A 26468-nucleotide genomic window follows, 5' to 3' on the forward strand; every position below is an offset into this window, starting at 1 on the left:
TTATGTACATTTGTAAAAAAATTTTAAAATGATTTCATCACTTGTTATACTAAATTTGTCTTGGCAACATATCCTTATTGTAGCCATTATATTAGTTCTATTATTCGGAGGTAAAAAAATTCCTGAACTCATGAGAGGAGTTGGAAGCGGAATTAAAGAATTTAAAGACGCTGTAAAAGAAGAAGACAAAAAACCAGAAGATCCTAACAAATCTGAAAACAACTAATTATGTCTTTTACATCTACAGCTTGGGATATCTTCAGCAAATCTGTTGAAGATTATCATAATAATGACGACATAGATTTCCCTATAAATAATCCTTACGAAAAAGGTAGTTTGGAACAACTTTTGTATGCTAAGAATTGGATTGACACTGTGCAATGGCATCTAGAAGACATCATAAGAGATGAAAATATAGATCCTGTAGATGCGCTTAAACTTAAAAGAAGAATAGATGCGTCTAATCAGCAGAGAACAGATTTAGTAGAGTATATAGACAGTTGGTTTCTCCAAAAATACCAAAATATCACTCCTAAACCTGATGCTAAAATCAATACAGAAACCGTAGCTTGGGCTATTGATAGACTTTCTATATTAGTTTTAAAAGTTTACCATATGAACCAAGAAGCTACCAGAGAATCTGCTTCTGATGAGCATAGAGCAAAATGTACAGAAAAACTAAATGTACTCTTGGAACAAAAAAATGACCTAAGCCAAGGGATAGATTTTTTATTAGAAGAAATAGAAAAAGGAAATGTTAAGATTAAAACGTACAAACAAATGAAAATGTACAATGACGAAAGCCTTAACCCTGTACTTTATCAAAAATCAAAAAATTAATGAGGAAATATATAAGTTTAATCGTTATTTCTATTCTATGGACATCTTGTTCTGTAGAAAAATTAAACTTATCTCCTTTGTCTAATAGCTTAACTAGCAATCAATCTGTTTATACTATTTCTAGTAAAACTTCTGAATCTATTAATACAATCAATTACACATCAGAACTTTCAAATTTATTATCAGAATTCCCTATTTTTAGTAATAAAACCATGAATGCTGAAATATACAAACTGAAACTTCATATCACTGATTACTTATATGCCATCAAGCAAAAAGATTTTATCAGTAAAAATGATGCCTATGAATTGTATAAAAAAACCTTTGTTAACATACAAAAGACTAAAGACGTACTACCAGAAGATGAAAAAGAACTACTTAATAGATTTATGGCAAAGGTAAAAACAAGTGTTTCTCTAATAGAGTCTGAAAAAATCACAGAATAACACATCAAAAAAATGGTAAAAATTCAAGCGGAAGCCAATGTACCTACAGATTATGGCAACTTCCGAATGATTGCTTTTTCTGAAAATGATAATGACTGGATGCCGCATATGGCTTTAGTCGCAGAAAATACAGACTTTTCTGAGCCTGTGAATGTACGTTTCCATTCTGAATGTATTACTGGTGAAGTTTTTCATTCTAGAAAATGTGAATGTGGCCAGCAATTAGATTCTGCTCTCAAATACACTCACGAAAATGGGGGAATTATTGTATATCTCCGCCAAGAAGGTAGAAATATAGGAATCATAAATAAACTAAAAGCTTACGCTTTGCAAGAAAAAGGATTAGATACAGTAGAAGCAAATCTACAACTGGGGCTTCCTGCTGATGATAGAGACTTCAATGTAGCTATTGATATTCTTAAAATTTTGGGCGTAAAAGAAATTAATCTTCTGACCAATAATCCTGAGAAAATAAAATTTGTAGAAAACAGCGAAATTCACCTTAACCTAAGAATCCCTCTACAGATAAAAGCCAACGAAAATAGCAAAGAGTATCTAAAAACCAAGAAAAACTATTTCGGACATCTCTTAGAAGACGACGAAAAAGATTCAAAATAACAAAACGCTTTGATTTTTTCAAAGCGTTTTGTTCATGTCATTTATAGAAAACGACTACAGTTTTATAGCTGATTCTAGAGCTAATTCTATCATTGGTTTCAGAGCACGTTCTCTTTCATCAGCAGAAATTTGCTCATGCGTAGGAATTATATCAGAAACGGTGAGAATAGTAGCAGCGTTTTTACCTAAATGCTTAGCATTTGCAAAAAGAGCAAAAGCTTCCATTTCTACAGCCAAACAATTATATTTTTCTGCAACAGCAGGAATTCCTGCATCTTTTCTGTAAAAAATATCACTAGTATGGATATTCGTAGCTTTTGCATTGATGGAAAGTGACGAAGCAGTTTCATTAATCACCTCGAAAGCATTTCCTTGATGCGGAATTAATTCTCCCTCAATTCCCCATGCAAACTGAGCATAAGTACTTTCGCTTGCAGAATTTTCTACATTTAGCAAATCAAATAATTTCAAATCTGTAGTATATGCACCACAAGTTCCTATTCTAATAATGGTATCTACATCATACTCTGTAAACAATTCATAAGAATAAATCCCAATACTTGGCACTCCCATTCCACTAGCTCCAACAGTAATTTCTTTGCCTTTGTACAATCCTGTAAAATAAAAAATTCCTCTGGTTTGGCTCACCAATTTTACATCGGTCAAAAAATTTTCGGCGATATATTTCGCTCTTAAAGGATCTCCTGGCTGGAGAACCACTTTTGCAATTTCTCCTTTTTTAGCACTAATGTGTACGCTCATATTTTTAAAAATTAAAGGATAACAAAGATAAGAACTTTTAAACTCCTATTAGAAATACTTTTCAAAATAAAAATTCCCGACAAGAATAACTTTGTTGGGAATTTCATTTTATAATGGGTTTTTAAGGAGTTCTATTTTGGCTCTTTTAGATTGTAGTATTTAACTACAGCATTATAATCTTCGTAATTTACTTTATTTGCAGTTTTGCTAGTCCTAGAAGCTGGGACCAAAACAATTCTAAAAGTCTGATTGTTGAGATATGCATTTTTTTCATCAGATGACATCGTTGCTTGATCGAAATTAGCTTCTGTATATATTTCTACCCTACTAGCATCAAACAAAAAATTGTAATCTAGCTCTCTTGCTCCACTCAAGAAATATGTTTTGGGAACCAACTGCCAAACTGGTGAAGAACCACTATTAGAATTATAATTTCTATAAACCAAAACCACATCAGAATTTGCAATACTTATAGATTGGTTTAAGGTGTAATTATTTCCACTGGTAAAAGTACCAGTCACATCTTTCATTACAGGATACGTATCATTATCTTCTACAAGTACAGTATCTGTTCTTTCGCAACTCATCATAAACAATCCTCCTAAAACAGCAAGAATCATTAAAGTAAAATATTTTTTCATATTGTTAAATTTTGTAAGGTTATACTTTTCTATTCCAACTTACGTGCCAATTTTTATTTAATAATTGTTTTTGATATTTTTTTAATAACCCATAAAACAAAATTTTTAGAAATAATTGAGATACATTAGCAATCACAAAAACATATTTGTATTTTTGTTGAATAACATTGCTTTTATGAAATTCATCAAAAATATATTTTCTTACATCCTCATCTTATTTTTCGCTAACGTTTCAGCACAGTATTTCCCGAAAAATGGAAACAAAAAGCTCAACCAAAAAGCCGAAAAATATGCAGATTCTATCTATCAGCAATTGTCTTTAGACGAAAAAATTGGACAGCTATACATTGTAGCTTTGTACAATAACCGAGGCGAAGAAGAAATTCAGAAAATTAGAAATCTGGTTGAAAAAGAAAAAATTGGAGGATTGATTCTAATGCAAGATGATCCCGAAAAACACATCACTCTACTCAATGAATTTCAAGCGATGTCTAGAGTTAAAATGATGATTGGCATCGATGGAGAATGGGGACTTTTCCAGAGGTTTCCAGCGGCTCATAAATTTCCTTGGGCCATGACTTTAGGCGCTATTCAAGACAATTCATTAATCTATGAAATGACATCTAAAATAGCCCAAGATTGCAAAAAAATGGGCATTTATTGGGATTTTGCGCCAGTTGTAGATGTGAATACCAATCCTGAAAATCCTATTATTGGCAACAGAAGTTTTGGCTCAGATGTCAATAATGTTATTGCTAAAGCTTTAGCTTATGCACAAGGTTTGCAAGACAATGGCGTTCTCGCTTCTATGAAACATTTCCCAGGACATGGAGACACCAATACAGATTCCCATTTAGATTTACCCGTAGTTTCTCATAATTTAGCAAGGTTAAATAATGTAGAATTAGCGCCATTTAAAGAACTTTTGGATAAAAAAATTGGCGGGGTTATGGTGGCGCATTTATATGTTCCTACTCTTGAAAAAAAATCAGGAGTTCCTGCTTCTGTTTCTTATGAAATCATCACCAATTTACTCAAAAACACTTATCATTACAACGGTTTAATAATTACCGATGCTTTGAATATGAATGCAGTTGCGAAGAAGTTTCCTGCGGGTGAATTAGATTTGAGGGCTTTCAAAGCGGGAAATGACATCATGCTTTTTTCACAAGACGTTCCGAACGGAAAAGCGTTGATAAAATCAGCAATAGAAAAAGGTGAAATCTCCGAAAATCGTTTGGCAGAAAGTGTAAAGAAAATTTTGAAAACCAAATTTTTACTTGGACTTCAAGATTTAAAACCTATTAATCCTCAAAACATTAAAGAAGATTTAAACAACGCATCGCACGCCGAAATTTCAGAAAAATTATATGCCAATGCAATTACTTTGTTGAAAGACGAAAAAAATCTTTTGCCTTTAAGTTGTAGTAAAACCTATTATTACCTTCCATTAGAAGAAGCTCCATTCCAGACTTTTGTAGAAAATTTAAATTTCGGAACAACCCTTAACTTAATTTCAAAAGAAGAAATTTCTCTAATTCCTGAAAATTCTACAGTAATTGTTGGGCTTCATAAGGACAATTCTACAGCGTATAAACCTTATAAAATTTCTCTAGAAAGTAAAAATATTTTAACAGAATTAAGCAAAAAACAAAACGTAATTTTAAATGTTTTTGGTTCGCCTTACGCTTTGAAAGATATTGATATCACTAAAATTTCTACGGTTTTGGCAAGTTATGAAAACAATGATTTATCGATGAAAGCGTCTGCAAAAGCGCTTTTAGGAAAAACAAAAATTTCTGGAAAATTGCCTGTAATTGTCAATGAAAATTTAAAAGCAGGGAGCGGAATTGAGAAATAATTTAACAACAAAAGAAAAACTTATATTTAAAACGCCATCTTTGTCATTCCGAAGAAATCTAAATAATTTTGTAGAGATGCTTCAGCATGACAAACAAACCATAAAAATTATAATTTAAAAACAGAAACGAATAACTTCGTTTCACTCGCAATAATATGAAAATAGGAATCCTTTGTTACCCAACATACGGTGGTAGCGGAATTGTAGCCACCGAACTCGGAATGTCTCTTGCCAAAAAAGGGTATGAAGTACACTTCATATCTTCTGAATTGCCCGCAAGATTAGACATGACAGACCCTAACATTTTCTTTCATAAGGTAAATGTACAAACGTATCCTTTATTTAAACACCAACCGTTTGACATTGCACTTTCATCCACCATTTATCAAGTGGTGAAATTGTATAAATTAGATATTTTACACGCACATTACGCCATTCCTTATGCTTATGCTGCGTTTTTTGCTAAACAAATGTTAAAAGAAGAAAACGCTGATATTCCGTTAGTTACCACACTTCACGGAACAGATATTACTTTAGTGGGGCAACACCCAAGTTACAAACACGCCGTAGAGTTTTCTATCAATCATTCTGATAAAATAACTACCGTTTCAGAAAGTTTGAAGCGTGATACTTTAAAATTTTTTCAAATTACAAAAGAAATAGAAGTCATCACCAATTTTATAGACAACAAAGAATTTGAAGACTTGCCTTGTTGCGAAAGACATCATTTTGCTGCACCTGACGAAAAAATTCTAATACACGTTTCCAATCTACGACCAGTAAAGAGAATTCAAGATGTTTTAGATATTTTCAAAAAAGTAGAAAAATCAGTAAAATCTAAACTTCTAATTTTAGGTGATGGTCCAGATGTAGAATTAGTTCACGAGTTCATCAATAAAAACCCAGAACTCATCAATAAAATAAAATTACTGGGAAAAGTTGACAACTTATACCAAATTTTAAAGTTTGCAGATGTCTTTTTGTTACCTTCCGAACAAGAAAGTTTTGGTTTGGCAGCCTTAGAAGCTATGGCCGCAGAAACTCCCGTTATTTCGAGTAATGCAGGCGGAATTCCGGAAGTAAATGTACAAGGTGAAACCGGATTTTTGGCCGAAGTTGGCAATGTAGAAGCCATGGCGAGTTATGCCATAAAATTGCTTTCAGACAATAAATTGTTGGCTCAAATCAAGAAAAATGCAAAGGCCAGAGCTTTAGAATTTGACTTGGTTAATATACTTCCTATCTATGAAAAAATGTATGAAGAAACGCTAGAAAAATTCCATGCAATAAGTTGAAAATTTCAATTTCGAAGTTGATAAGGCTTTAAAAATCAATATCATTGCGTGAAATAAAAAACTAACTAACCATGAACGAAAATTTACTCCAATATTTGTGGAAATATAAAATATTTTCAAAATTTGACTTTAAAGATTCTGAAGGTAATCCTTTGGAAATTCTAGATTTTGGCAAGTTTAATAAGAATTCTGGCCCTGATTTTTCATTGGCAAAAATTAAAACTAAAAACATCACATTAGCGGGAAATATAGAAATTCACGTGAAATCTTCGGATTGGTATTTTCATCATCACAACACGCAAAAAGATTATCAATCTGTGATTCTACATGCTGTCTATTTCAATGATGTAGATGTTTTGGAGCTTAAAAATGCTGGAATTCCCACATTGGAACTGAAAGATTATATTGATGATAAAATTTTAGCAAAATACCAATCTTTAGAAAATCATTTTGAATTCATCCCTTGTGAAAGTATTTTTGAGCCCAATAAAATTCCTTTTCTTTTTTCTGAAGAAACTTTGCTTAAAAAACTAGATGAAAAATCTATAGAAATTGAAAATCTACTCGCCAAATCTAAGAATAACTACGAATCGGTTTTGTTTCAAAAACTGGCCTATAGTTTTGGATTGAAAGTAAATGCTGAAATTTATCAAAACATTACAGAAAATATTGATTTTAAAACTATTCAAAAAATTTCGCAAAATCAATTTCAATTAGAAAGTTTGCTCTTCGGGAAAGGAAATTTACTAGAAAATGAAACCGAAATCAACAAAAAATGGAAAAAAGAATTTGAATTTATAAAAACCAAATTTCACATTTCTGATCAAGTTTTTCCTGTTAAATTTTTAAGGTTAATGCCACCTTCATTTCCAACCATTCGACTTTCGCAATTGGCCAATTTGTATCATCTTCAGCCTAATTTATTTTCAAAAATCATTAATTCTAAAAATATCAAAGAATTAAAATCCTATTTTGAAAACATAAAAACTTCAGAATTTTGGGAAAACCATTATACTTTCGAGAAAAGTTCAGAAGAGAAAACCGAGAAATTTTTATCTGATGATTTCGTAGAAATACTCCTTATTAATGCAGTTTTACCAATAATTTACACTTATTATAAAAACTTAAATCCTGAAAAAACAGAACAAGTTTTAGAATTTTATAAAAATCTAAAACCCGAAAAAAATTCGGTTATTTCTCAATGGAAAAAACGAGGCGCAAAACTGAATTCTGCGTTAGAAACACAAGCATTTCTTTTTCATCATAAACATTTTTGTTCTGAAAAAAATTGTCTAAATTGCAGTATCGGTTTCCAAATCCTTAAATCTTAACCATTTTGAAGAAAATTTTCAGGAGTTTATACCTCAACAACAGAGTTTTTTATGCCGCATTTGCAGTTGCGGTGGTTTATATTTTGGCATTTTTCTTTCCTATTTTGATGAATTTGGCTTTTGGAATGCTGATGATTTTATTACTTCTCAGTTTTGTAGATATTTTGTTGCTTTTTATCAATAGAAATCCGATAAAAGCACAAAGAATTTTACCTGAAAAATTCTCAAACGGTGATGAAAATTTCGTGAAAATTGATATTAAAAACCTTTACAGCTTTAATATTAAAACAAAAATTATCGACGAAATTCCTTTTCAGTTTCAAAAACGCGATTTTTTGATTGAAAAATTAATAGAATCTGGTAAAAATACTTTTTTTCAATATCATCTAGAGCCGAAAGAACGCGGCGAGTATTCTTTTGGAAGTTTGAATGTGTTTGTAAGTTCGCCCATTGGCTTGATTTCCAGAAAATTGATTTTTCAAAAAGATGAAAATCTGGCTTGTTATCCCTCATTCATTCATCTTAGAAAGTATGAATTGATGGCGCTGAATAATGAATTTATGATGGGCGGAATTAAAAAAATCCGAAGATTGGGACATACCATGGAATTTGAACAAATTAAAGAATATGTTCCCGGTGATGATGTAAGAACCATTAATTGGAAGGCCACTTCTAAACGAAATCAACTGATGGTCAACCAATTTCAAGACGAAAAATCACAAAGAATTTATATGATTATTGATAAAGGCAGAACGATGCAAATGCCTTTCAATGGACTGAGTTTGCTGGATTATTCTATAAATTCTGCGATGGCGCTTAGTCATATTATTCTCAAAAAATCAGACAAAGCAGGGATGATGACTTTTTCTAAAAAAACAGAAAATAAAATCGCTGCTGAAAACAAAAGTGGACAGCTCAAAAAAATAGCAGAAGCTCTTTATAACATCAAAACCAATTTCTACGAAAGCGATTTCAGCAGATTGTATCAAGATGTGAAATTCAGTATTAACCAAAGAAGTTTGATATTGCTTTTTACCAATTTTGAAACTTTAGACGCTGTAAATCGTCAAATGAAATACTTGAGAGGAATTGCCAAAAATCACCTTTTGGTAGTGGTTTTTTTTAAAAATTCTGAAGTGGCGCAATTGGTAGGGAAAAATCCTGACAATATGCAAGAAGTGTATGATGAGATAATTGCTGAGAAATTTGAAATGGAGAAAAAACTCATCATTCAAGAACTCAGAAAACACGGTATTTATTCTATTTATACTCTTCCAGAAAATTTGAATATCGAAGTCATCAACAAATATTTAGAAATAAAAGCGAGAGGAATTTTGTAAACCTCTCGCTTCGTTTTTAGATACGTAATTCTATTATTTCATTCTAGGATTAATGAGTTTTGCGACTGTAGAAGTCCAGCCAGTTTGGTGAGAAGCACCAACTCCTCGACCGTTGTCACCATGGAAATATTCGTAGAACATGATGTAATTTTTGAAATGTTCGTCTTCATTAAATTTATTTACATTTCCGTTAAAAGCTCTTTTTCCTTCTTTGTTTTTAAGGAAAATGTTAGATAGCCTTCTGCTAAGATTTTCAGCTACTTCATTTAAATTTTTATACTGATTACTCCCCGTAGGAAACTCTACTTTTAGACTGTTATCATAATAAAAATAGAAACGTTGTAAACTTTCTACAATCAAGAAATTGATTGGGAACCAAATTGGGCCTCGCCAATTGCTATTACCACCAAACATTCTACTGTCACTTTCTGCTGGTGTGTAGTGCACCACGTGATTTTCGCCATTAATTTCTAATTGAAAAGGAGTTTCTTCATAAATTTTAGACATAGAACGAATCCCGAATTCACTTAAAAATTCTTTTTCGTCTAGCATTCTATTTAATATTTTTTTCAATCTGGTTTTTCTTAAGATACTCATGAGGTGCTTTCTACCTTTACCTTCCATTTCCCAATGAGAAACTAGATTTGCCAATTCTTTTTTATTTTTAAGAATCCAGTCCATTCTTTTCTTAAATTTTGGTAATTTTTCTAGCATTTCGTGCTCTATGACTTCTACCGCAAAAAGAGGAATAAGACCTACAATACTTCTTAATTTCAAAGAAATACCTGTACCGTCATTCAACTGTAAAACATCATAAAAGAATCCGTCTTCTTCATTCCAAAGTCCGCTTTTATCCTCACCTAAATTCTCCATCGCTTCTGCTATATAGAGATAATGCTCAAAAAACTTAATCGCCATGTCTTCGTAAACGGGATTGTAAAGTGCCAATTCCATGGCAATTCTCATCATATTAAGAGCAAACATGGCCATCCAAGAAGTTCCGTCTGCTTGTTCTAGATATTCACCATTTTGAAACTGTGTATTTCGGTCGAATGCGCCAATGTTATCTAAACCAAGGAAACCTCCACCAAAAACATTATTCCCATTTTTATCTTTTCTGTTGACCCACCAAGTAAAATTCAGTAACAATTTTTGAAAAACACTTTCTAAAAATGCTAAATCTGGTTTTCCTTTAATTTTTTCATCAATTTTAAAAACTCGAAAGGTACTCCAAGCGTGAACCGGAGGATTAACATCAGAAAAATCCCATTCATAGGCTGGTAATTGACCGTTTGGATGCATATACCATTCTTTGGTCAATAATTGCAATTGATTTTTAGCAAAATCAGGGTCTAGAATACTAAAACTTACACAATGAAAAGCCAAATCCCAAGTTGCAAACCATGGATATTCCCATTTATCTGGCATAGAAATGATGTCTTTATTGTGCATGTGTTTCCATTCTGTATTTCTCACAAAATGGTCAAAATTTCTTTGAACAGGAAAATTTGGGTCGCCTTTTAACCATTTTCCTACATTATAATGATAAAACTGTTTGTTCCAAAGTAAACCAGCAAAAGCTTGTCTTTGCACGTTTTTTTCGTCTTCATCAGTAATATCTTTTTGAATTTCTGTATAAAATTCATCTGCTTCTTTCTTTCTCAATTCAAAAACCTCATCAAAATCAAAAAAAGCATTTTCCATTTTATGAGGAGACAGTCTGAAATCAAATGTCTTAGTTTCTCCTGCTTCTAATTCAGTATCGATGAGAAATGCAGCCTTGGTTCCAAATTTTTTCGGATTTACAGTGTTTTTTTTATGTATTACATGGTTATTAATGCCATCTTTAAAGTATTTACTACCAGATTTTTTTCCATAGAGTTTTTCGGTATTGGTCTCATTTTCGCAAAAAAGAATCTTGACGTCTTTTTCTCTAGAATATAATTTTTTTACATCTAATCTATTGTGCTCTACATCAATCTGGCCTCTGTGGTTTGTAGTTAAATACGGTTTATAAAAATTGTATCCCCAGCTCCAGTTATTTCTGTACCAAAGTGTAGGAAGAATGACCAATGGTGCTTTTACAGAATTTCTATTGGTAACCGAAACTCGAATTAAAATATCATCGTGATGAATTTTGGCATATTCTATAAAAATATCAAAATACTCATCTTTATCAAAAACGCCGGTGTCTATAAGCTCATATTCTTGCTCTTTATTACTTCTCTGGGCATTGGTGTTGATTAAATCTTCATAAGGAAAAGGATTCTGTGGATATTTATACACCATTTTCATATAACTATGCGTAGGCGTATTGTCTAAATAGTAAAAAACTTCTTTGATGTCTTCTCCGTGATTTCCTTGGTAATTGCTTAGCCCAAAGAATCTTTCTTTAACCATTTTATCCTTTTTGTTCCAAAAAGAAAAAGCGAAACACAATTGTTGGTCTTCATCTGAAATCCCAGCGATACCTTCTTCTGCCCATCTGTAAGCTCTAGCCTCAGCATCATCATGACCTGTAGCTTCCCAAGTATTACCATCAGCACTATAGTCTTCTCTTACATTTCCCCATTGTCTATTGCTAACGTAAGGTCCCCAATTTCTGTAATTTATATCTTGTAATCTTAATTTTTCTGCTTCCATAATCTTCTATTTTTCATTAAATCTAAATACGAAGGTAGAAAAAAATAAAAAAATGAGTATTTCGTCTCCATTAATTTTAAAAAACCAATTTTCAAATGTGGAAAAAATGCAATAGTTTTGCAAAAAATTGTTCTTATAAAAATCTCGAAATGTTATCAAGAAAAGTGGAGGGAATAGACCCTATGAAACTTTAGCAACCTCTTGTTTTAGAATAAGAAAGGTGCTGCATTCTACCTAATTTTTGGATAGATAACCCTGTTATTCTAAAAGTTGAAATTTCTACACAGAATTTCTTTTTAACATTTCAAAAAATATATTAATAAAATGAACTCTAGAACTCAACAGCTTTACGAAGCTCTTAATAAAAGAATTCTTGTGTTAGACGGAGCTATGGGAACCATGCTTCAGCGTTACAAATTTGAGGAGGAAGATTACCGTGGCGAAAGATTTAAAGATTGGAAATCTCCTGTAAAAGGTAATAATGATTTGCTTTCTCTTACACAACCACGCGCTATAGCAGAAGTTCACAAAAAATATCTAGAAGCTGGTGCAGACATTATAGAAACCAACACATTTTCTGCAACTACCATTGCAATGGCAGATTATCATATGGAAGAATTGGTCTATGACCTCAACTATGAATCTGCTAAAATTGCGAGAAAAGTTTGCGATGAGTTTACCGCTCTAAATCCTGAAAAACCGAGATTTGTTGCAGGTTCTATTGGTCCAACTAACAAGACAGCTTCTCTTTCGCCAGATGTTAATGATCCTGGTTATCGTGCGATTACTTTCGATGAATTAAGAATTGCCTACAAACAACAATGCGAAGCATTGCTAGATGGTGGTGCAGATTTACTTTTGGTAGAAACTATTTTTGATACTTTAAATGCAAAAGCCGCACTTTTTGCCATTGATGAAATTCAGGAAGAAAGAAATATAAAAATCCCAATTATGGTTTCTGGAACCATTACAGATGCTTCTGGAAGAACATTGAGCGGACAAACTGCGGAAGCATTTTTGGTTTCTGTTTCGCATCTTAATTTGTTGAGCGTTGGTTTTAATTGTGCTTTGGGTGCAAAACAATTAACACCGTATTTAGAAACGATTTCTAATCAATCAGAATTTTTTGTCTCTGCTTATCCTAATGCAGGTTTACCAAATGCTTTTGGACATTATGATGAAACGCCAGAAGTTATGGCAGAACAAATCAGAGAATATGCAGAAAAAGGATTGATTAACATTATTGGTGGTTGTTGCGGAACTACACCAGACCACATAAAAGCAATTGCAGAATTGGTGAAAAATTATCAACCAAGAAAAATCAATTTGGTTATTTGAGGATGAGATAATGTGATAATTCACTCAAAACATTCCAAAATTACCTCATTAGCAAATTACCTCATTAAAAATATGAAATATTTAAAACTTTCAGGTCTAGAACCTTTAATTATAACTCCAGAATCCAATTTTATTAATGTTGGAGAGCGAACCAATGTTGCAGGCTCTAAGAAATTTCTTCGATTGATTAAAGAAGAAAAATTTTCCGAAGCATTGGATATTGCAAGACATCAAGTAGAAGGTGGCGCACAAATTTTGGATGTTAACTTCGATGATGGATTGCTTGATGGAAAATACTGTATGGTTAAATTCCTTAATCTCATTGCTTCCGAACCCGATATTGCCAGAATTCCGATTATGATAGATTCTTCAAAATGGGAAATTTTGGAAGCTGGTTTACAAGTAGTTCAAGGAAAATGCGTGGTCAATTCCATCAGTTTAAAAGGTGGAGAAGAAGAATTTATCAGACAAGCAAAAGCGATAAAAAGATACGGAGCTGCGGTAATTGTAATGGCTTTCGACGAAATCGGACAAGCTGATAATTACGAACGTAGAATCGAAATTTGTAAAAGAAGTTACCAAATTTTGACAGAAATTGTAAAATTTCCTGCCGAAGATATTATTTTCGATTTGAATATTTTCCCAGTTGCTACAGGTATGGAAGAACACCGTAGAAACGCTTTAGATTTCATCAATGCAACAAAATGGGTTCGAGAAAACTTGCCTTACGTTTCGGTTTCGGGTGGCGTTTCTAATGTTTCTTTTTCATTTAGAGGAAATGATTCGGTGAGAGAAGCAATGCACTCGGTTTTCTTGTATCACGCCATTAAAAACGGAATGAATATGGGAATCGTAAATCCTGCAATGCTAGAAGTTTATGACGAGATTCCGAAAGAATTATTAGAATTGGTAGAAGATGTAATGCTTGACAGAAGAGACGATGCTACCGAAAGATTACTAGATTATTCCGAAAAACATAAGTCTGTAAAAAAAGAAATTGTAGAAAATCTAGAATGGAGAAATCTGCCTTTGCAAGATAGAATTACGCATTCTTTGGTGAAAGGAATTGACCGTTTTATAGAAGAAGATGTAGAAGAAGCTCGAAAAGTCTCTGCAAAACCTTTAGATGTTATTGAAGGAAACTTAATGACAGGAATGAGCGTTGTTGGAGATTTATTTGGAAGCGGAAAAATGTTTTTACCACAGGTAGTAAAATCTGCGAGAGTGATGAAAAAAGCGGTTGCTTATCTTCAACCTTTCATTGAAGCTGAAAAAGATTCTGCTCAAAAAGCTAACGGAAAAGTATTAATGGCAACTGTAAAAGGCGATGTTCACGATATTGGTAAAAATATTGTGAGCGTGGTTTTGGGTTGTAACAATTACGAAATTGTAGATTTAGGAGTGATGGTTCCTGCCGAAAAAATTATTCAAACTGCGATTGATGAAAAAGTAGATGTGATTGGTTTGAGTGGTTTAATTACGCCAAGTTTAGACGAAATGGTGCATATTGCCAATGAATTAGAACGCAGAAATTTAGATTTTCCGTTGATGATTGGTGGTGCAACAACTTCTAAAGCGCACACTGCGGTAAAAATTGATCCAAAATATAAAAATGCGGTAATTCACGTAAACGATGCTTCCAGAGCAGTTGGAGTAGTGAGTTCTTTGTTGAGCAATAGAAATGCAGAATACGTTTCGGAATTGAAAACCGATTATGCAGATTTCCGTGAGAAATTTTTGAATAGACAAGTTGATAAAGAATATATTTCGATTGAAGAAGCGAGAAATAAGAAATTTAAGATTGATTGGGAAAACGAAGAAATTGTAAAACCGAAAAATTTAGGTGTTCAAATAATTGAAAATCAAAATTTAGAAGAATTAATTCCTTATATCGATTGGAGCCCGTTTTTTAGAAGTTGGGATTTATTTGGTAAATATCCACAAATTTTAAAAGATGAAGTGGTAGGCGAACAAGCAACTGAACTTTTTGCGGATGCTCAAAAAATGCTTCAAAAAATTGTAGATGAAAAACTTTTGACCGCAAAAGCAATTTTCGGGATTTTTCCTGCAAATTCTAATGAGCAAGATGATATTGAACTGAAAAATGGTGAAGAAACATTCACTTTCAGAACGCTTCGTCAACAACACAAAAAATCGGAAGGTAAAGAATATTTAGCTTTGAGCGATTTTATTGCGCCTAAAACTTCAGGAAAGCAAGATTACATCGGTGTTTTTGCGGTGACAACAGGTTTTGGAACTGATGAATTGGCCCAACAATATGAAGCAGAACACGATGATTACAATGCCATTATGGTAAAAGCTATAGCAGATAGATTCGCAGAAGCTTTTGCAGAATTTTTGCACAAAAAAGTAAGAACGGAAATTTGGGCATATTCTAACGATGAAAATTTAGAAAACGACGATTTAATTGCAGAAAAATATGTAGGAATTCGTCCTGCTCCTGGTTATCCTGCTTGTCCGGATCATTTGGAAAAAACCACAATTTGGGATTTACTAAAAGTGAAAGAAAATATTGGTTTAGAATTGACGGACAGTTTGGCAATGTTTCCTACTGCTTCGGTTTCTGGGTATTATTTTGCCAATCCTAAAGCGAAATATTTTGGGGTAGGGAAAATTGCAGAAGACCAATTGAAAGATTACGCCGAAAGAAAAAATATAGATTTAGAGTTCGCGAGAAAATGGCTGAGCCCGAATTTGGCGGATTAATTTTTAACAGCAAAAGCAGCAAAAGATTTTATTGAAGAAATTTCAGTTTTTCAAAAAAACAAAAAAGTTGATTTTTCATATGATAAAAATTGTTCCGTAGGAACAAAATGTTTGTAGAAAAAATAAAGCGTAGAAAAGGGCGCTCCGTAGGAGCGCAATATAAAAAACATAAATTTATAGCACTATCATTTCGCGTGAGCGATTGCAGTGGAAATCCTTTTTTTGCTTGGGAAAAGTTTTGGCAAAAAAAGATTGTAACGGAAAGCGCGGTTTTGTAAAAAACACTCGGATTTAGCCTTGGATTTTTTACAAAACACGCCCAAAATAAATTTAAAATAATAAAAATATAAGAAATAGGAACGGATTGCTTCGTTCCTCGCAAGGACAAATGAAAATTACAGAACACATACAAAACGCCAACGGAAAAGCGCTATTTTCTTTTGAGGTAATTCCGCCGCAAAAAGGGTCTAGCATAAATGATTTGTACAAAAATATAGATCCTCTGATGGAGTTTAAACCTCCTTTTATAGACGTAACCACTTCTAGAGAAGAATATATTTTTATAGAAAAAGAAAACGGACTTTTTGAGAAAAAAATCACCAGAAAACGCCCCGGAACAATAGGAATTTGTGCTTCTCTTCAACATAAATATGGTGTAGATACGGTGCCTCATATCTTGTGTGGAGGTTTTAATAAAGAAGAAACAGAATACGCTTTGATTGAATGCCAATATCTTGGCATTCAGAATATTATGGCTTTGCGTGGAGATTCTAGAAAAGATGAACCGTATTTTAAAGCGCACAGCGAAGGACATCCTTTTGCGTCTGATTTGGTGAAGCAAATTAAGGATTTGAACTCTGGGAAATTCCTTCACGAAGAAATAGAAGTTGCCGAAAATATGGATTTTTGTATTGGCGTAGCTGGTTATCCTGAGAAACATCTAGAAGCTCCAAGTTTGAATTATGACTTGCAAATGCTGAAACAAAAAGTAGAAAATGGCGCAGATTATATCGTAACACAAATGTTTTTTGACAATCAAAAGTTTTTTGATTTTGTAAAACAAGTTCGTGCCATGGGAATAGAAGTTCCGATTATCCCAGGAATTAAACCGATTGCTACGAAAAGTCATTTGCAGATTTTACCTCAGATTTTTAGAATTGATTTGCCTGAAGCTTTGATTAATGAAGTTCAAAAATGTAAAACAACCACCGAAGTAAGACAGGTAGGAATAGAATGGGCGATACAACAGAGTAAAGAATTACTGGATTTTGGGGTGCCAGTTTTGCATTACTATTCTATGGGGAAAAGTGATAATATTTACAAAATAGCTAAAGAAATTTTCTAAAAAAAAATCACCGAAATTTCGGTGATTTTTTGTTTTAATTTTTAACCCAAATCTTATATTCCCAAGGTTTTAACTGTAAAGTGTAAGAATCTTTCAAGACCGTTTTTTCTTTGCTAAAAAGTTCTGTGTAATTGCCTTGCAAGTATTTAGTATCTAATTTCACGGTAATTTCTTCATTAGAAAAATTGAAAATTGGTAAAACCGCATCGCCATTACTCTCACGATAAAAAGATATGATTTTGTCTTGTTTATCATTTACAACCCTCACCATTTCTCCACCATATTTTCCGTTCCAAAGTGCTTGGTTTTTATGCTTTAAATCAAATAAGGTTTTGTATAAATTTTCGTATTTTAAATTACTGAAATCTATTAAATCTTTGTCAAAGAAATTCAAACTTCTATCAAGCCCTGCTTCTTGTCCGCTATACACCAAAGGCATTCCGTTTACCACTCCGCAGAAAACCATCGATAATTCTAGACCTTTTCCGAAATTTTTCTGCGGAGTTCCGTTCCAAGAATTCATATCGTGATTGTCTGTAAACAGCATTCTATAAGCATTTCTAGGAACTGAACCTACATCGTGAGCCAAATATTCTACCAAACCGCCAATTCCTTTGTTTTGGGTAGTTGCATCTTTCAACTTATCAAATAAAGTCCAAGAATAAGTCATGTCAAAAGATTTTTTGTACAAATCTCTACTTTCCCACTCTGCTAACATAAAAACAGGCTTTATTTCGTCTAGTTCTTTTCTGGCGTTTTCCCAAAAATCTACAGGAATAAAACCAGCAACATCTGCTCTATAACCATCAATATTGGCTTCTTTTACCCAAAACTTGAGCGCTCCTGTCATATATTTTCTAAATTCTGGATGGTTGTAATCAAAATCTATCACATCATCCCAATCATACCACGGAGTTGGTTGGAAATTTCCATCTCTGTTTTTGGTGTACCAATCTGGGTGTTCTTTTGCCAAAGGATTATCCCAAGCAGAATGATTACCTACCCAATCTATAATCACATACATTCCTAATTTGTGTATTTCATCTACCAAATGTTTGAAATCTTGCATATTTCCAAATTCTGGATTGATTCCTTTAAAATCTTTTACGGCGTAATAACTTCCTAATTTTCCTTTTCTGTATTTCTCACCAATTGGGTGAATTGGCATCAACCAAATAATATCAATTCCCATATTTTTGAGTCTTGGCAGATGTTTTTCAAATGCTTTGAAAGTTCCTTCTGGAGTGTATTGACGGACATTTACTTCGTAAATGGTTGCATTTTTGCTCCATTCTGGGTGCGTGATTTCTACATATTCTTTCGGAATATATTGGGTTTCATTTTTTTGAGAAAACAAGTTCTGAGAAAAAATGGTCACCCAAATAAGAAAAAGTATTTTTTTCATAATGGTAATTATTTATAATATTTTGAATATAATTGAATTAAATTTTCGGAGCTAAGGCTATCAGAAACCAATTCTTTTGAACTGATGCACATTGCTCCACAAATGCTGCCAAATTTCATACAATCTTGCAAAGATTTCCCTTGTAGAAATCCAAAAAGAAATCCTGAGAAATAGTTGTCTCCTGCTCCATTAGAATCTACTATCTCATCTATTTTTATTGCAGGTTCCTCTAGCCACTCTCCATTTTTTGTAAGTAAGGTAGAACCATTTTTACCGTGAGTACAAACCACAAATTCTTTACCTCTCTGAATTAGATTTTGCATTGTTTTTTTATAATCGACTAAATTATCTGAACTTAAAAATATATAATCAGAAACTTCTATAAATGGCTCGTGATAAGGATTAGAGTCTGTATAGTCATGTAAATCTGTAAAAATAGGCTTGTTTGCGTCTCGCAAAAGAGGCACAAAATTTTTACAATAAGAAATAATATTGAGAACAATTACCTCGCTATTCTGAATATTTTGATTGATTAAATCTGCGCTAAACTCTAGATTTTCAGAAGATTGAGTCACAAAAATAGAAATCCTCTCTCCGTTTTCATTCATCAGGTTGATATGCCTCTCTGTTCCTTTATCATCAAAATCATAAAAAAAATCTACCTTATTTTTGTCCAAAAACTGAATTATTTTTTGTCCAAAAGTATCATTTCCTAAAACAGAATAAAAAGAATTGGGCACCTCTAATTTGGTAAGAGCCAAAGCTTTTCCAGTGCCAGTAGACCCTGCGGTTTCATAAAAATTAGCTTGATGAATAGTTTGTGGAATGGGCTTAGGGAACTCAGGCAAAGAAATAATATGATCAAAAGTAGTACCTCCGATAATAAAAACACGCTTCATTTCAAATAGAATTTCATCAAAGTTAATGAAATAAAAAATCGTTACAAAAAATATTTGTAACGATATGATTATCAGTGGAGTTGGAGGGATTCGAACCCTCGTCCAAACAAGCAATACGCAAGCTTTCTACATGCTTATTTTGCTATTGATATTCGTCATAAAGCAGACAGCAAACAGCCAACATTATGCTTATCTTCTAAGGTTTTCGTTCCCGAACCGAAGTTTTTCGGGACTTATTTCCGCATTTTCTATGCCTCTTAATCGAACGTCGCAGAACAGAACTTTCGAGAGACATCTTGTTTCCTTACTATACTTCGGGAAAAACGCTAATCCTACTAAGCTTCAGATTAAGCAGCAAGAGCAAACTCTTCGTTGCCAGTTAAATTTTGTAGCAAGGGATTAAAGAGATCGCGCTACGGTTCTCTGCATGCTTACTTACCCATTGGTCTTGCTGTCGAAACCAGTCAACCCCAATTTTTGAGTATGCAAATATAATCAAAAATTATTCCTAAAATTAATTTAAAAAATTTGAGTTACTTAATTCTATCAGGATTTTGTTTCAAGAAACTTGCCCATCCTGTATAATTTTTGTCAGAAGCTACATTACCCATATTAAAATGATGACAAACCGCTACTGCTAAACCATCTGATGCATCCAAATATTTGGTAGGAAATTCTTTTAACCCAAGTAAATTTTGGAGCATTCCTGCTACCTGCTCTTTGCTGGCATTACCATTTCCAGTAATTGCCATTTTCACTTTTTTGGGAGAATATTCTGTAATAGGAACTTCGCGGTGAAGGCTAGCTGCCATTGCTACACCTTGCGCTCTGCCTAACTTGAGCATAGACTGCACATTTTTGCCAAAAAACGGAGCTTCTAGCGCTACTTCATCTGGATGAAATTCGTCTATTAAAGCCAATGTTCTGTCAAATATTTTTTTGAGTTTTATTTCGTGGTTAGGATATTTTTTTAGAATAAGTTCGTCTATTGCAATGAGTTTCATTTTGCCTTTTTCTACAGAAATGATTCCGAAACCCATAACAGCAGTTCCTGGGTCTATTCCTAAAATGATTTTTTCTGTTTGCATGAGACAAATTTAAAGATAAAGAAATTAATTTCTATAAAAATTTATTCTATCTGATGTTTGAATTTCTATAATTTCTCATCACAAAATTAAGCCCAGTTTCTAGGATTTCTCCCATTGTTTCGCATCTTTTAAACTGAGAATTATAGGTGAGTTTTAATAGTGAAGTCTTCAATTCTTCTACACTTTCTGGTTTAGAAATAGTATCTTTTTTCATAATAGCAATTAGATGTTCTAGTCTTCCATCTGTACTTGCTCTTTTGGCAATCGCAGAACGAACTTCTTTTTTGTATTGCTCTATAGAATTGGGTTTCAACTTTTCTTGCACCAATTCTACCATTTTTATGTTTTCTTTAAAATATTGAGGCAAATAAATTTTGAGATTCCCTTCATAACATTGTTGGTCAAAATCTATTGGGCGAATTCTATAAACCACCTGATCAAAATCGTGGGTAGGAATAATTACATAATTGTAAGAACGCATATCTCCCAAAAGCCCAATCATACAGCGCTCATTAAACTTTACAAATTCTTTAGCAATTTGTGCTTTTTCTAAAGGGTTGCAATTCTCTAAATGTTGATCTATAAATACATCTCCCGGAATTCCCAGAATATGTTCTTCGATTAAAGTATCTTTGTACAAAAGAAAATTTATACGATTAGGCGATAGAATTTCTTCTAATTCCAAACCATAAATTCTAGAAGCGTCTGCTTTTTTGATGTAAAAATTGGTGTAATTATCATTCAAGATATTTCTTACTCTAATTCTAAAAGGTTTAGAATTCCCAAACGTACAAAAGTGTATAGAATCTACTTTTAAGAACGGCAAAACATCTACATCTCCGTCTGAATGTAGTAAAGTATAAATTTTATTAAGGTTAGCTTCTATCTCATCGTGTTCGAATTCTGGATAATAAACACTGAGCCAAAGCGTATCTTTCCCTTCTTTGTCAAGAACTGGCGTATAATCTGAAAAACGCAAAAGATCATCGTAATAGAACCGAATATTAGTAAGACGATTATTTTTTTCTAAATAATCCATCAGTTCTTGATTGACAGGATACATCGGTTTTCTGAATTCTATTTTTACGTCTTTCATTTTTTTAGTTTTCCTGATTCAAAGATAAGAAAGTCAAATCATACAAAAAAACCGCCTCACATTAGCAAGACGGTTTTGATTTTTTTATGCTTTAACTGGAATTTTCTTCAATTGTCTGAAGGTAATCATTTTGTAATTTTCTTCGTCCCAAAGCGTATAAAAAGCGTATTTCATACTGCTTAGCAATGTAATTGTGGTAACATATTTCTGAAAAATAGGATTTTCTTTGCTGCATTTTTCCAATTTATAAAAAGGAACTTTCGGCGCCAAATGATGAATATGATGATAACCTATGTTTCCTGTAAAAAAGTTGAAAATTTTTGGTAATTTATAATAAGAACTTCCTTTGATAGCGGCTAAAACAAATTGCCAATCTTGTTTCCAAGCTTTATAGTTTGGGTCATGCTGATGCTGCATATAGAAAAACCAAATGGCAGTAAATGCAAACGTCATCAAAATAGGAACGTATAAAACCGTCAATTTCTTAAAACCATACCAAATATCAAGATGTGGCAAACCAAGAAGCAAACCCAAAACCGCAAAAAACAATAATAAATAAAGATTAGTTCTAGTAAGTGCTTTTCTTTCTTTATCCCAACCATTAAATTTGATAAAAGGAAATCTATTATGAATAAATATGTAATAAATAGGTCCTAAAACAAACATTACAGGTAAAGAACGATAAATTCTGTATTTCAATTTTCCCCAAGTAGATAGCTCGTTGTACTCTCTCACCGTCAATAAAGTTACATCGCCTATTGTTCTGGTGTCTAACTGACCTTGATGAGCGTGATGATGATTGTGAGAACGTGCCCAATATTTGTACGGAATACAAGTCATGAGACTCATAATAAAGCCTGTTCTGTCGTTTTTAGTTCTATCGGGGAAAAAAGATTGATGCCCACAATCATGTTGAATAATGAAAACTCTAGTCAAAAATAAACCTGCCAAAAAGCAAACACCTATAGCTCCCCAAAACGTAAATTCATAAATAATTGCTGCTGCAATAAAAAGCAAAACGAAAGGTAAAACGGTTTTCCAAACTTCTTTTCTAGCGAGTTTTACTTCGGGAGTCGCATAAGGTTTGATGAGTTCTTTCCAATTTTTTAGGTCCTCTACAATTTCGTTTTCATTATTCATAACATAATATTTTTCTTCGCGTCAAAGATATAGATGTATTTTTAATTTATCACAAAAAATAATTGTTAAACTCTATTAAAATTTTCGCTTTGTTTAAAAATATTACAATTAAAAAAGCATTTACAGATAGACTCATAACCTATAAACAAAATTGCTGTTTAAAATAAATTTGTATTACACACAAAAAAAATCTCCAGAAATTTCTGGAGATTTTAAATCGTAATACGAAACTCGTATCTCGCATCACATATTCCTTCTATATTTTCCCCCAACTTCGAAAAGCGCATTGGTAATTTGTCCAAGACTGCAATATTTTACCGCTTCCATCATCACTTCAAAAAGGTTTTGTTGATTAATAGCAGAAAGTTGTAGTTTTTTCAGCCATTCTTCCGATTGATCTTCGTTAGATTTTTGGAAATTTTCTAAATTTTGAATCTGCAACTGCTTTTCTTCTTCGGTAGAACGAATCACTTCGCCTGGTAAAACTGTTGGCGAACCGTCTTTTCCAAGGAAAGTATTCACACCGATAATTGGATATTCTCCCGTGTGTTTCAACCATTCGTAATGCATCGATTCTTCCTGAATTTTAGAACGTTGATACATGGTTTCCATCGCTCCCAAAACGCCGCCTCTTTCTGTAATTCGGTCAAATTCTGCATACACCGCTTCTTCAACCAAATCCGTCAATTCTTCAATAATAAAAGAACCTTGCAACGGATTTTCATTTTTTGCCAAACCTAGTTCTTTATTAATGATGAGCTGAATTGCCATCGCTCTTCTTACCGATTCTTCAGTTGGCGTTGTGATTGCCTCGTCGTAAGCATTAGTGTGAAGCGAATTGCAGTTATCATAAATCGCGTACAACGCTTGAAGAGTAGTTCTAATATCGTTAAAATCAATTTCTTGTGCGTGAAGCGAACGTCCCGAAGTTTGAATGTGATATTTCAACATTTGAGAACGTTCATTGGCGTGGTATTTTTCGCGCATTGCTTTTGCCCAAATTCTTCTTGCAACACGTCCAATTACAGCATATTCTGGATCAATTCCGTTCGAGAAAAAGAAGGATAAATTCGGTGCGAAATCATTGATGTTCATTCCTCGGCTCAAATAATATTCCACATACGTGAAACCATTCGCCAAAGTAAACGCCAATTGCGAAATCGGATTAGCACCAGCTTCTGCAATGTGATAACCAGAAATAGAAACCGAGTAAAAATTTCTTACTTTATTTTTGATAAAATATTCCTGAACGTCACCCATTAATCTCAAAGCAAATTCCGTAGAAAAAATACACGTATTTTGTGCTTGATCTTCCTTTAAAATATCTGCTTGAACCGTTCCACGAACCGTAGCAATGGTTTCTGCTTTTATTTTTTCGTAGGTTTCTGCATCTACAATTTCGTCGCCTGTCAAACCTAATAATTTTAAACCTAAACCGTTGTTGCTTTCAGGTAAATTTCCGTGATAAACTGGCCTTTTCAAACCTTTATCATCAAATTTTGCTTTCAGTTTATCCTCAACTTTATTCCAAAGATTATTTTCTTCGATATATTTTTCTACATTTTGGTCAATCGCTGCATTCATAAAAAACGCCAAAATCATCGGAGCAGGGCCATTTATCGTCATCGAAACCGAAGTCAATGCATTAATCAAATCAAAACCTGAATATAATTTTTTGGCATCATCTAAAGTGGCGATAGAAACTCCCGCATTTCCAATTTTTCCATAAATATCAGGTGGAAGTGCTGGATCTTGCCCGTATAAGGTCACCGAATCAAATGCAGTTGAAAGTCTTTTCGCGTCCATATCCGCAGAAACGTAGTGAAACCTTCGGTTGGTACGTTCTGGTCCGCCTTCCCCTGCAAACATTCTAGTAGGATCTTCTCCAGTTCTTTTGAAGGGATAAATTCCTGCAGTGTAAGGAAACGCACCTGGAACGTTTTCTTGCCCTTTCCAACGAATTAAATCTCCCCAATCTTGAAATTTCGGCAAAGAAATTTTTGGAATTTTAAGATGAGAAAGACTTTCGTATTTGGTTTCTACTTTTATTTCTTTTCCACGAACCAAGTAAGAGAAGGTTTCTTGTTTCATTTCTTCTTTGAAATGATGCCATCCTTGCAAAAACAATCGGTTTTCTTCAGACAAATCTTTCTTGGTTTTTAGGAAAACTTTTTCTAATTTATCTGTGGTATGTTCGTCATCAGTAATTAAGGCTTTTGCGCCGTCAATTAAATACATTTTCTTAGCAACCAATGCTTGTTCCTCAACTTCTTTGTCGTAATTTTTATTATTGTCAACAATTTCAGAAAGATAGCGAACTCTTTTTGGCGGAATAATGGTAGAATCTTCGGAAACGTTTTGTTCAGAATATTCATTCAAATTCAATTCAGAAAATTTAGAATTTAATTTTTTAATTAATTGATTATAAACTTCCGTAGTTCCCCAATCGTTGAACTGACTGGCTTTGGTAGAAAAGACGGGCATTTCTTCCAAAGGTTTTTCAAACAAAGTGTGATTTCTTTGGTACTGTTTTCTTACGGCTTGCAAAGCATCAAGAGCGCCGCGTTTGTCAGATTTATTCAGCGCGATTAAATCGGCGTAATCCAACATATCAATTTTTTCTAATTGCGTAGAAGCGCCGTATTCTGGAGTCATTACATACATCGAAACATCTGCAATTTCGGTAATTTCGCTGCCCGATTGTCCAATTCCCGACGTTTCTAAAATAATAATGTCTGGATTTGATATTTTTAAAACATCCAATGCAGAATGAATGTAAGGCGACACCGAAACATTATTCTCACGAGTTGCCATAGAACGCATATAAACACGTTTGTCATTTATAGAATTCATTCTGATTCTATCACCCAAAAGTGCGCCTCCTGTTTTCTTTTTACTTGGGTCTACCGAAATAATGGCGATTTTTTGATCAGGATTTGAACGCAAAAACCTTCTGACTAATTCGTCTGTTAAAGAAGATTTACCAGCGCCACCAGTTCCTGTAATTCCGATGATAGGAATGTTGAAATTTTTAGATTTTTCTTTCAAAGCAGCAACCAATTCAGGTTTTTCATCAGAGAAATTTTCGACTGCTGAAATGAGTTGAGCGATTGATTTAGCATCTTCGAATTTAATATTTTCGATATCTGAAACCGAAATAGTTGGGCCAGTTGCAAAATCAGATTTTTGCACCAAATCATCAATCATTCCTTGCAGACCCATTTCTCGACCATCATCCGGAGAATAAATTCTATCAATTCCGTACTCCATTAAATCTTTGATTTCTTCGGGAAGAATTACACCACCACCGCCACCAAAAATTTTGATTTGTGGAGAGTTTTTCTGTCTTAATAAATCGTAGATGTATTTAAAATACTCGTTGTGTCCACCTTGATAAGAAGTAAGCGCAATGGCATTTGCATCTTCTTGAATGGCAGTATTTACAACTTCTTCGGCAGATTTATCGTGCCCGAGATGTATGACTTCGCAACCAGTTGCTTGAATCATTCTGCGCATAATATTAATAGCGGCATCGTGTCCATCAAATAATGAAGCTGCGGTAACTACTCTTACTTTGTTTTTAGGTTGATATTTTTGGGATTCCATAATTACTTTTGATTGGTCTCAAATATAAAAAAATCGAGTTAATTATT

The 26468-nt window shown here is 33.2% G+C and carries 21 protein-coding genes, 1 other RNA gene and 1 riboswitch; of the genes, 12 read left to right on the plus strand and 10 right to left on the minus strand.

Annotated features, from left to right (window positions below):
* The first annotated feature begins 28 nt into the window (after nucleotides 1-28).
* The 4 genes from IEW40_RS11535 to ribA are packed head-to-tail and all read left to right on the plus strand — an operon-like array spanning nucleotide 29 to nucleotide 1904.
* Nucleotides 29-226 carry a Sec-independent protein translocase subunit TatA/TatB gene (locus IEW40_RS11535; RefSeq protein WP_188618254.1) on the plus strand — a complete coding sequence of 66 codons (198 nt, stop codon included), beginning with the start codon at nucleotides 29-31 and terminating at the stop codon, nucleotides 224-226.
* 2 nt (nucleotides 227-228) lie between these two features.
* Complete coding sequence (locus IEW40_RS11540) at nucleotides 229-840, plus strand: DUF4254 domain-containing protein (RefSeq protein WP_188618255.1); 612 nt, start codon at nucleotides 229-231, stop codon at nucleotides 838-840.
* Nucleotides 840-1286 (plus strand): hypothetical protein, encoded by a 447-nt coding sequence (locus IEW40_RS11545; RefSeq protein ID WP_188618256.1) that lies wholly within the window; start codon nucleotides 840-842, stop codon nucleotides 1284-1286. The genes IEW40_RS11540 and IEW40_RS11545 overlap by 1 nt, the downstream gene beginning before the upstream one ends.
* Nucleotides 1287-1298: 12 nt before the next feature.
* The gene (gene ribA, locus IEW40_RS11550) at nucleotides 1299-1904 is read left to right on the plus strand and encodes a GTP cyclohydrolase II (RefSeq protein ID WP_188618257.1); all 606 of its coding nucleotides are present in this window, start codon (nucleotides 1299-1301) and stop codon (nucleotides 1902-1904) included.
* Nucleotides 1905-1958: 54 nt separating this feature from the next.
* Here the strand turns inward: ribA and deoD are convergent, their stop codons facing one another.
* Both deoD and IEW40_RS11560 read right to left on the minus strand, forming a co-directional pair.
* Nucleotides 1959-2666, minus strand: coding sequence for a purine-nucleoside phosphorylase (gene deoD, locus IEW40_RS11555; protein WP_188618258.1), 708 nt, complete (start codon nucleotides 2664-2666; stop codon nucleotides 1959-1961).
* Nucleotides 2667-2797: 131 nt separating this feature from the next.
* Nucleotides 2798-3307 (minus strand): hypothetical protein, encoded by a 510-nt coding sequence (locus tag IEW40_RS11560; protein WP_188618259.1) that lies wholly within the window; start codon nucleotides 3305-3307, stop codon nucleotides 2798-2800.
* 175 nt (nucleotides 3308-3482) lie between these two features.
* Between IEW40_RS11560 and IEW40_RS11565 the strand changes: the two genes are divergently transcribed.
* From IEW40_RS11565 to IEW40_RS11580, 4 genes are all read left to right on the plus strand, one after another.
* Nucleotides 3483-5168: a glycoside hydrolase family 3 protein gene (locus tag IEW40_RS11565; protein WP_188618260.1), complete on the plus strand. Its 1686-nt coding sequence runs from the start codon at nucleotides 3483-3485 to the stop codon at nucleotides 5166-5168.
* Nucleotides 5169-5323: 155 nt separating this feature from the next.
* On the plus strand, nucleotides 5324-6463 hold the full coding sequence (gene bshA, locus IEW40_RS11570; RefSeq protein ID WP_188618261.1) for an N-acetyl-alpha-D-glucosaminyl L-malate synthase BshA: 1140 nt from the start codon (nucleotides 5324-5326) through the stop codon (nucleotides 6461-6463).
* Between the two features lie 71 nt (nucleotides 6464-6534).
* A complete protein-coding gene (locus IEW40_RS11575; protein ID WP_188618262.1) occupies nucleotides 6535-7794 on the plus strand; it encodes a DUF2851 family protein in 1260 nt (419 codons plus the stop codon).
* A gap of 5 nt (nucleotides 7795-7799) precedes the next feature.
* On the plus strand, nucleotides 7800-9134 hold the full coding sequence (locus IEW40_RS11580) for a DUF58 domain-containing protein (protein ID WP_373283803.1): 1335 nt from the start codon (nucleotides 7800-7802) through the stop codon (nucleotides 9132-9134).
* 33 nt (nucleotides 9135-9167) lie between these two features.
* Here IEW40_RS11580 and IEW40_RS11585 read toward each other — a convergent pair whose 3' ends face one another.
* Nucleotides 9168-11777, minus strand: coding sequence for an MGH1-like glycoside hydrolase domain-containing protein (locus tag IEW40_RS11585; RefSeq protein WP_188618263.1), 2610 nt, complete (start codon nucleotides 11775-11777; stop codon nucleotides 9168-9170).
* A 149-nt stretch (nucleotides 11778-11926) separates the two neighbouring features.
* Nucleotides 11927-12033, plus strand: a riboswitch (SAM riboswitch).
* A gap of 68 nt (nucleotides 12034-12101) precedes the next feature.
* On the opposite strand from IEW40_RS11585, the gene IEW40_RS11590 reads away from it, so the two are divergent.
* The 4 genes from IEW40_RS11590 to metF all read left to right on the plus strand — a co-directional run bounded on the left by IEW40_RS11590 (nucleotide 12102) and on the right by metF (nucleotide 17187).
* Nucleotides 12102-13115 carry a homocysteine S-methyltransferase family protein gene (locus IEW40_RS11590; RefSeq protein ID WP_188618264.1) on the plus strand — a complete coding sequence of 338 codons (1014 nt, stop codon included), beginning with the start codon at nucleotides 12102-12104 and terminating at the stop codon, nucleotides 13113-13115.
* Nucleotides 13116-13187: 72 nt separating this feature from the next.
* The gene (gene metH / locus IEW40_RS11595) at nucleotides 13188-15842 is read left to right on the plus strand and encodes a methionine synthase (RefSeq protein ID WP_188618265.1); all 2655 of its coding nucleotides are present in this window, start codon (nucleotides 13188-13190) and stop codon (nucleotides 15840-15842) included.
* Nucleotides 15843-15949: 107 nt separating this feature from the next.
* Entirely contained in the window at nucleotides 15950-16120 is a 171-nt protein-coding gene (locus IEW40_RS11600) for a hypothetical protein (protein ID WP_188618266.1), read from the plus strand.
* Between the two features lie 110 nt (nucleotides 16121-16230).
* Nucleotides 16231-17187, plus strand: coding sequence for a methylenetetrahydrofolate reductase [NAD(P)H] (gene metF / locus IEW40_RS11605; protein ID WP_188618267.1), 957 nt, complete (start codon nucleotides 16231-16233; stop codon nucleotides 17185-17187).
* A gap of 34 nt (nucleotides 17188-17221) precedes the next feature.
* On the opposite strand, the gene IEW40_RS11610 is transcribed toward metF, so the two are convergent.
* The 7 genes from IEW40_RS11610 to IEW40_RS11640 form a co-directional block, all read right to left on the minus strand.
* On the minus strand, nucleotides 17222-18592 hold the full coding sequence (locus tag IEW40_RS11610; RefSeq protein ID WP_188618268.1) for an alpha-amylase family glycosyl hydrolase: 1371 nt from the start codon (nucleotides 18590-18592) through the stop codon (nucleotides 17222-17224).
* An 8-nt stretch (nucleotides 18593-18600) separates the two neighbouring features.
* Complete coding sequence (locus IEW40_RS11615) at nucleotides 18601-19491, minus strand: carbohydrate kinase family protein (protein WP_188618269.1); 891 nt, start codon at nucleotides 19489-19491, stop codon at nucleotides 18601-18603.
* Nucleotides 19492-19563: 72 nt separating this feature from the next.
* Nucleotides 19564-19963, minus strand: a transfer-messenger RNA (tmRNA) gene (gene ssrA, locus IEW40_RS11620).
* Between the two features lie 61 nt (nucleotides 19964-20024).
* Entirely contained in the window at nucleotides 20025-20579 is a 555-nt protein-coding gene (gene ruvC / locus IEW40_RS11625) for a crossover junction endodeoxyribonuclease RuvC (RefSeq protein ID WP_188618270.1), read from the minus strand.
* Between the two features lie 46 nt (nucleotides 20580-20625).
* Nucleotides 20626-21675, minus strand: a complete 1050-nt coding sequence (locus IEW40_RS11630; protein ID WP_188618271.1) for a hypothetical protein — start codon at nucleotides 21673-21675, stop codon at nucleotides 20626-20628.
* A gap of 84 nt (nucleotides 21676-21759) precedes the next feature.
* On the minus strand, nucleotides 21760-22815 hold the full coding sequence (locus IEW40_RS11635) for a fatty acid desaturase (RefSeq protein WP_188618272.1): 1056 nt from the start codon (nucleotides 22813-22815) through the stop codon (nucleotides 21760-21762).
* 243 nt (nucleotides 22816-23058) lie between these two features.
* Nucleotides 23059-26421 (minus strand): methylmalonyl-CoA mutase family protein, encoded by a 3363-nt coding sequence (locus IEW40_RS11640; protein WP_188618273.1) that lies wholly within the window; start codon nucleotides 26419-26421, stop codon nucleotides 23059-23061.
* Nucleotides 26422-26468: the final 47 nt, after the last annotated feature.

Source organism: Cloacibacterium rupense, assembly GCF_014645495.1.
Taxonomy (GTDB): domain Bacteria; phylum Bacteroidota; class Bacteroidia; order Flavobacteriales; family Weeksellaceae; genus Cloacibacterium; species Cloacibacterium rupense.

Coding starts and splice junctions, on each gene's coding strand:
- IEW40_RS11635 (WP_188618272.1), bottom strand. CDS start 22,815: ATGAATAATGAAAACGAAATTGTAGAGGACCTAAAAAATTGGAAAGAA.
- IEW40_RS11600 (WP_188618266.1), top strand. CDS start 15,950: ATGTTTGTAGAAAAAATAAAGCGTAGAAAAGGGCGCTCCGTAGGAGCG.
- IEW40_RS11615 (WP_188618269.1), bottom strand. CDS start 19,491: ATGAAGCGTGTTTTTATTATCGGAGGTACTACTTTTGATCATATTATT.
- IEW40_RS11535 (WP_188618254.1), top strand. CDS start 29: ATGATTTCATCACTTGTTATACTAAATTTGTCTTGGCAACATATCCTT.
- IEW40_RS11575 (WP_188618262.1), top strand. CDS start 6,535: ATGAACGAAAATTTACTCCAATATTTGTGGAAATATAAAATATTTTCA.
- deoD (WP_188618258.1), bottom strand. CDS start 2,666: ATGAGCGTACACATTAGTGCTAAAAAAGGAGAAATTGCAAAAGTGGTT.
- IEW40_RS11540 (WP_188618255.1), top strand. CDS start 229: ATGTCTTTTACATCTACAGCTTGGGATATCTTCAGCAAATCTGTTGAA.
- IEW40_RS11640 (WP_188618273.1), bottom strand. CDS start 26,421: ATGGAATCCCAAAAATATCAACCTAAAAACAAAGTAAGAGTAGTTACC.
- IEW40_RS11590 (WP_188618264.1), top strand. CDS start 12,102: ATGAACTCTAGAACTCAACAGCTTTACGAAGCTCTTAATAAAAGAATT.
- metH (WP_188618265.1), top strand. CDS start 13,188: ATGAAATATTTAAAACTTTCAGGTCTAGAACCTTTAATTATAACTCCA.
- ribA (WP_188618257.1), top strand. CDS start 1,299: ATGGTAAAAATTCAAGCGGAAGCCAATGTACCTACAGATTATGGCAAC.
- IEW40_RS11560 (WP_188618259.1), bottom strand. CDS start 3,307: ATGAAAAAATATTTTACTTTAATGATTCTTGCTGTTTTAGGAGGATTG.
- bshA (WP_188618261.1), top strand. CDS start 5,324: ATGAAAATAGGAATCCTTTGTTACCCAACATACGGTGGTAGCGGAATT.
- IEW40_RS11630 (WP_188618271.1), bottom strand. CDS start 21,675: ATGAAAGACGTAAAAATAGAATTCAGAAAACCGATGTATCCTGTCAAT.
- IEW40_RS11585 (WP_188618263.1), bottom strand. CDS start 11,777: ATGGAAGCAGAAAAATTAAGATTACAAGATATAAATTACAGAAATTGG.
- IEW40_RS11545 (WP_188618256.1), top strand. CDS start 840: ATGAGGAAATATATAAGTTTAATCGTTATTTCTATTCTATGGACATCT.
- metF (WP_188618267.1), top strand. CDS start 16,231: ATGAAAATTACAGAACACATACAAAACGCCAACGGAAAAGCGCTATTT.
- IEW40_RS11565 (WP_188618260.1), top strand. CDS start 3,483: ATGAAATTCATCAAAAATATATTTTCTTACATCCTCATCTTATTTTTC.
- IEW40_RS11610 (WP_188618268.1), bottom strand. CDS start 18,592: ATGAAAAAAATACTTTTTCTTATTTGGGTGACCATTTTTTCTCAGAAC.
- ruvC (WP_188618270.1), bottom strand. CDS start 20,579: ATGCAAACAGAAAAAATCATTTTAGGAATAGACCCAGGAACTGCTGTT.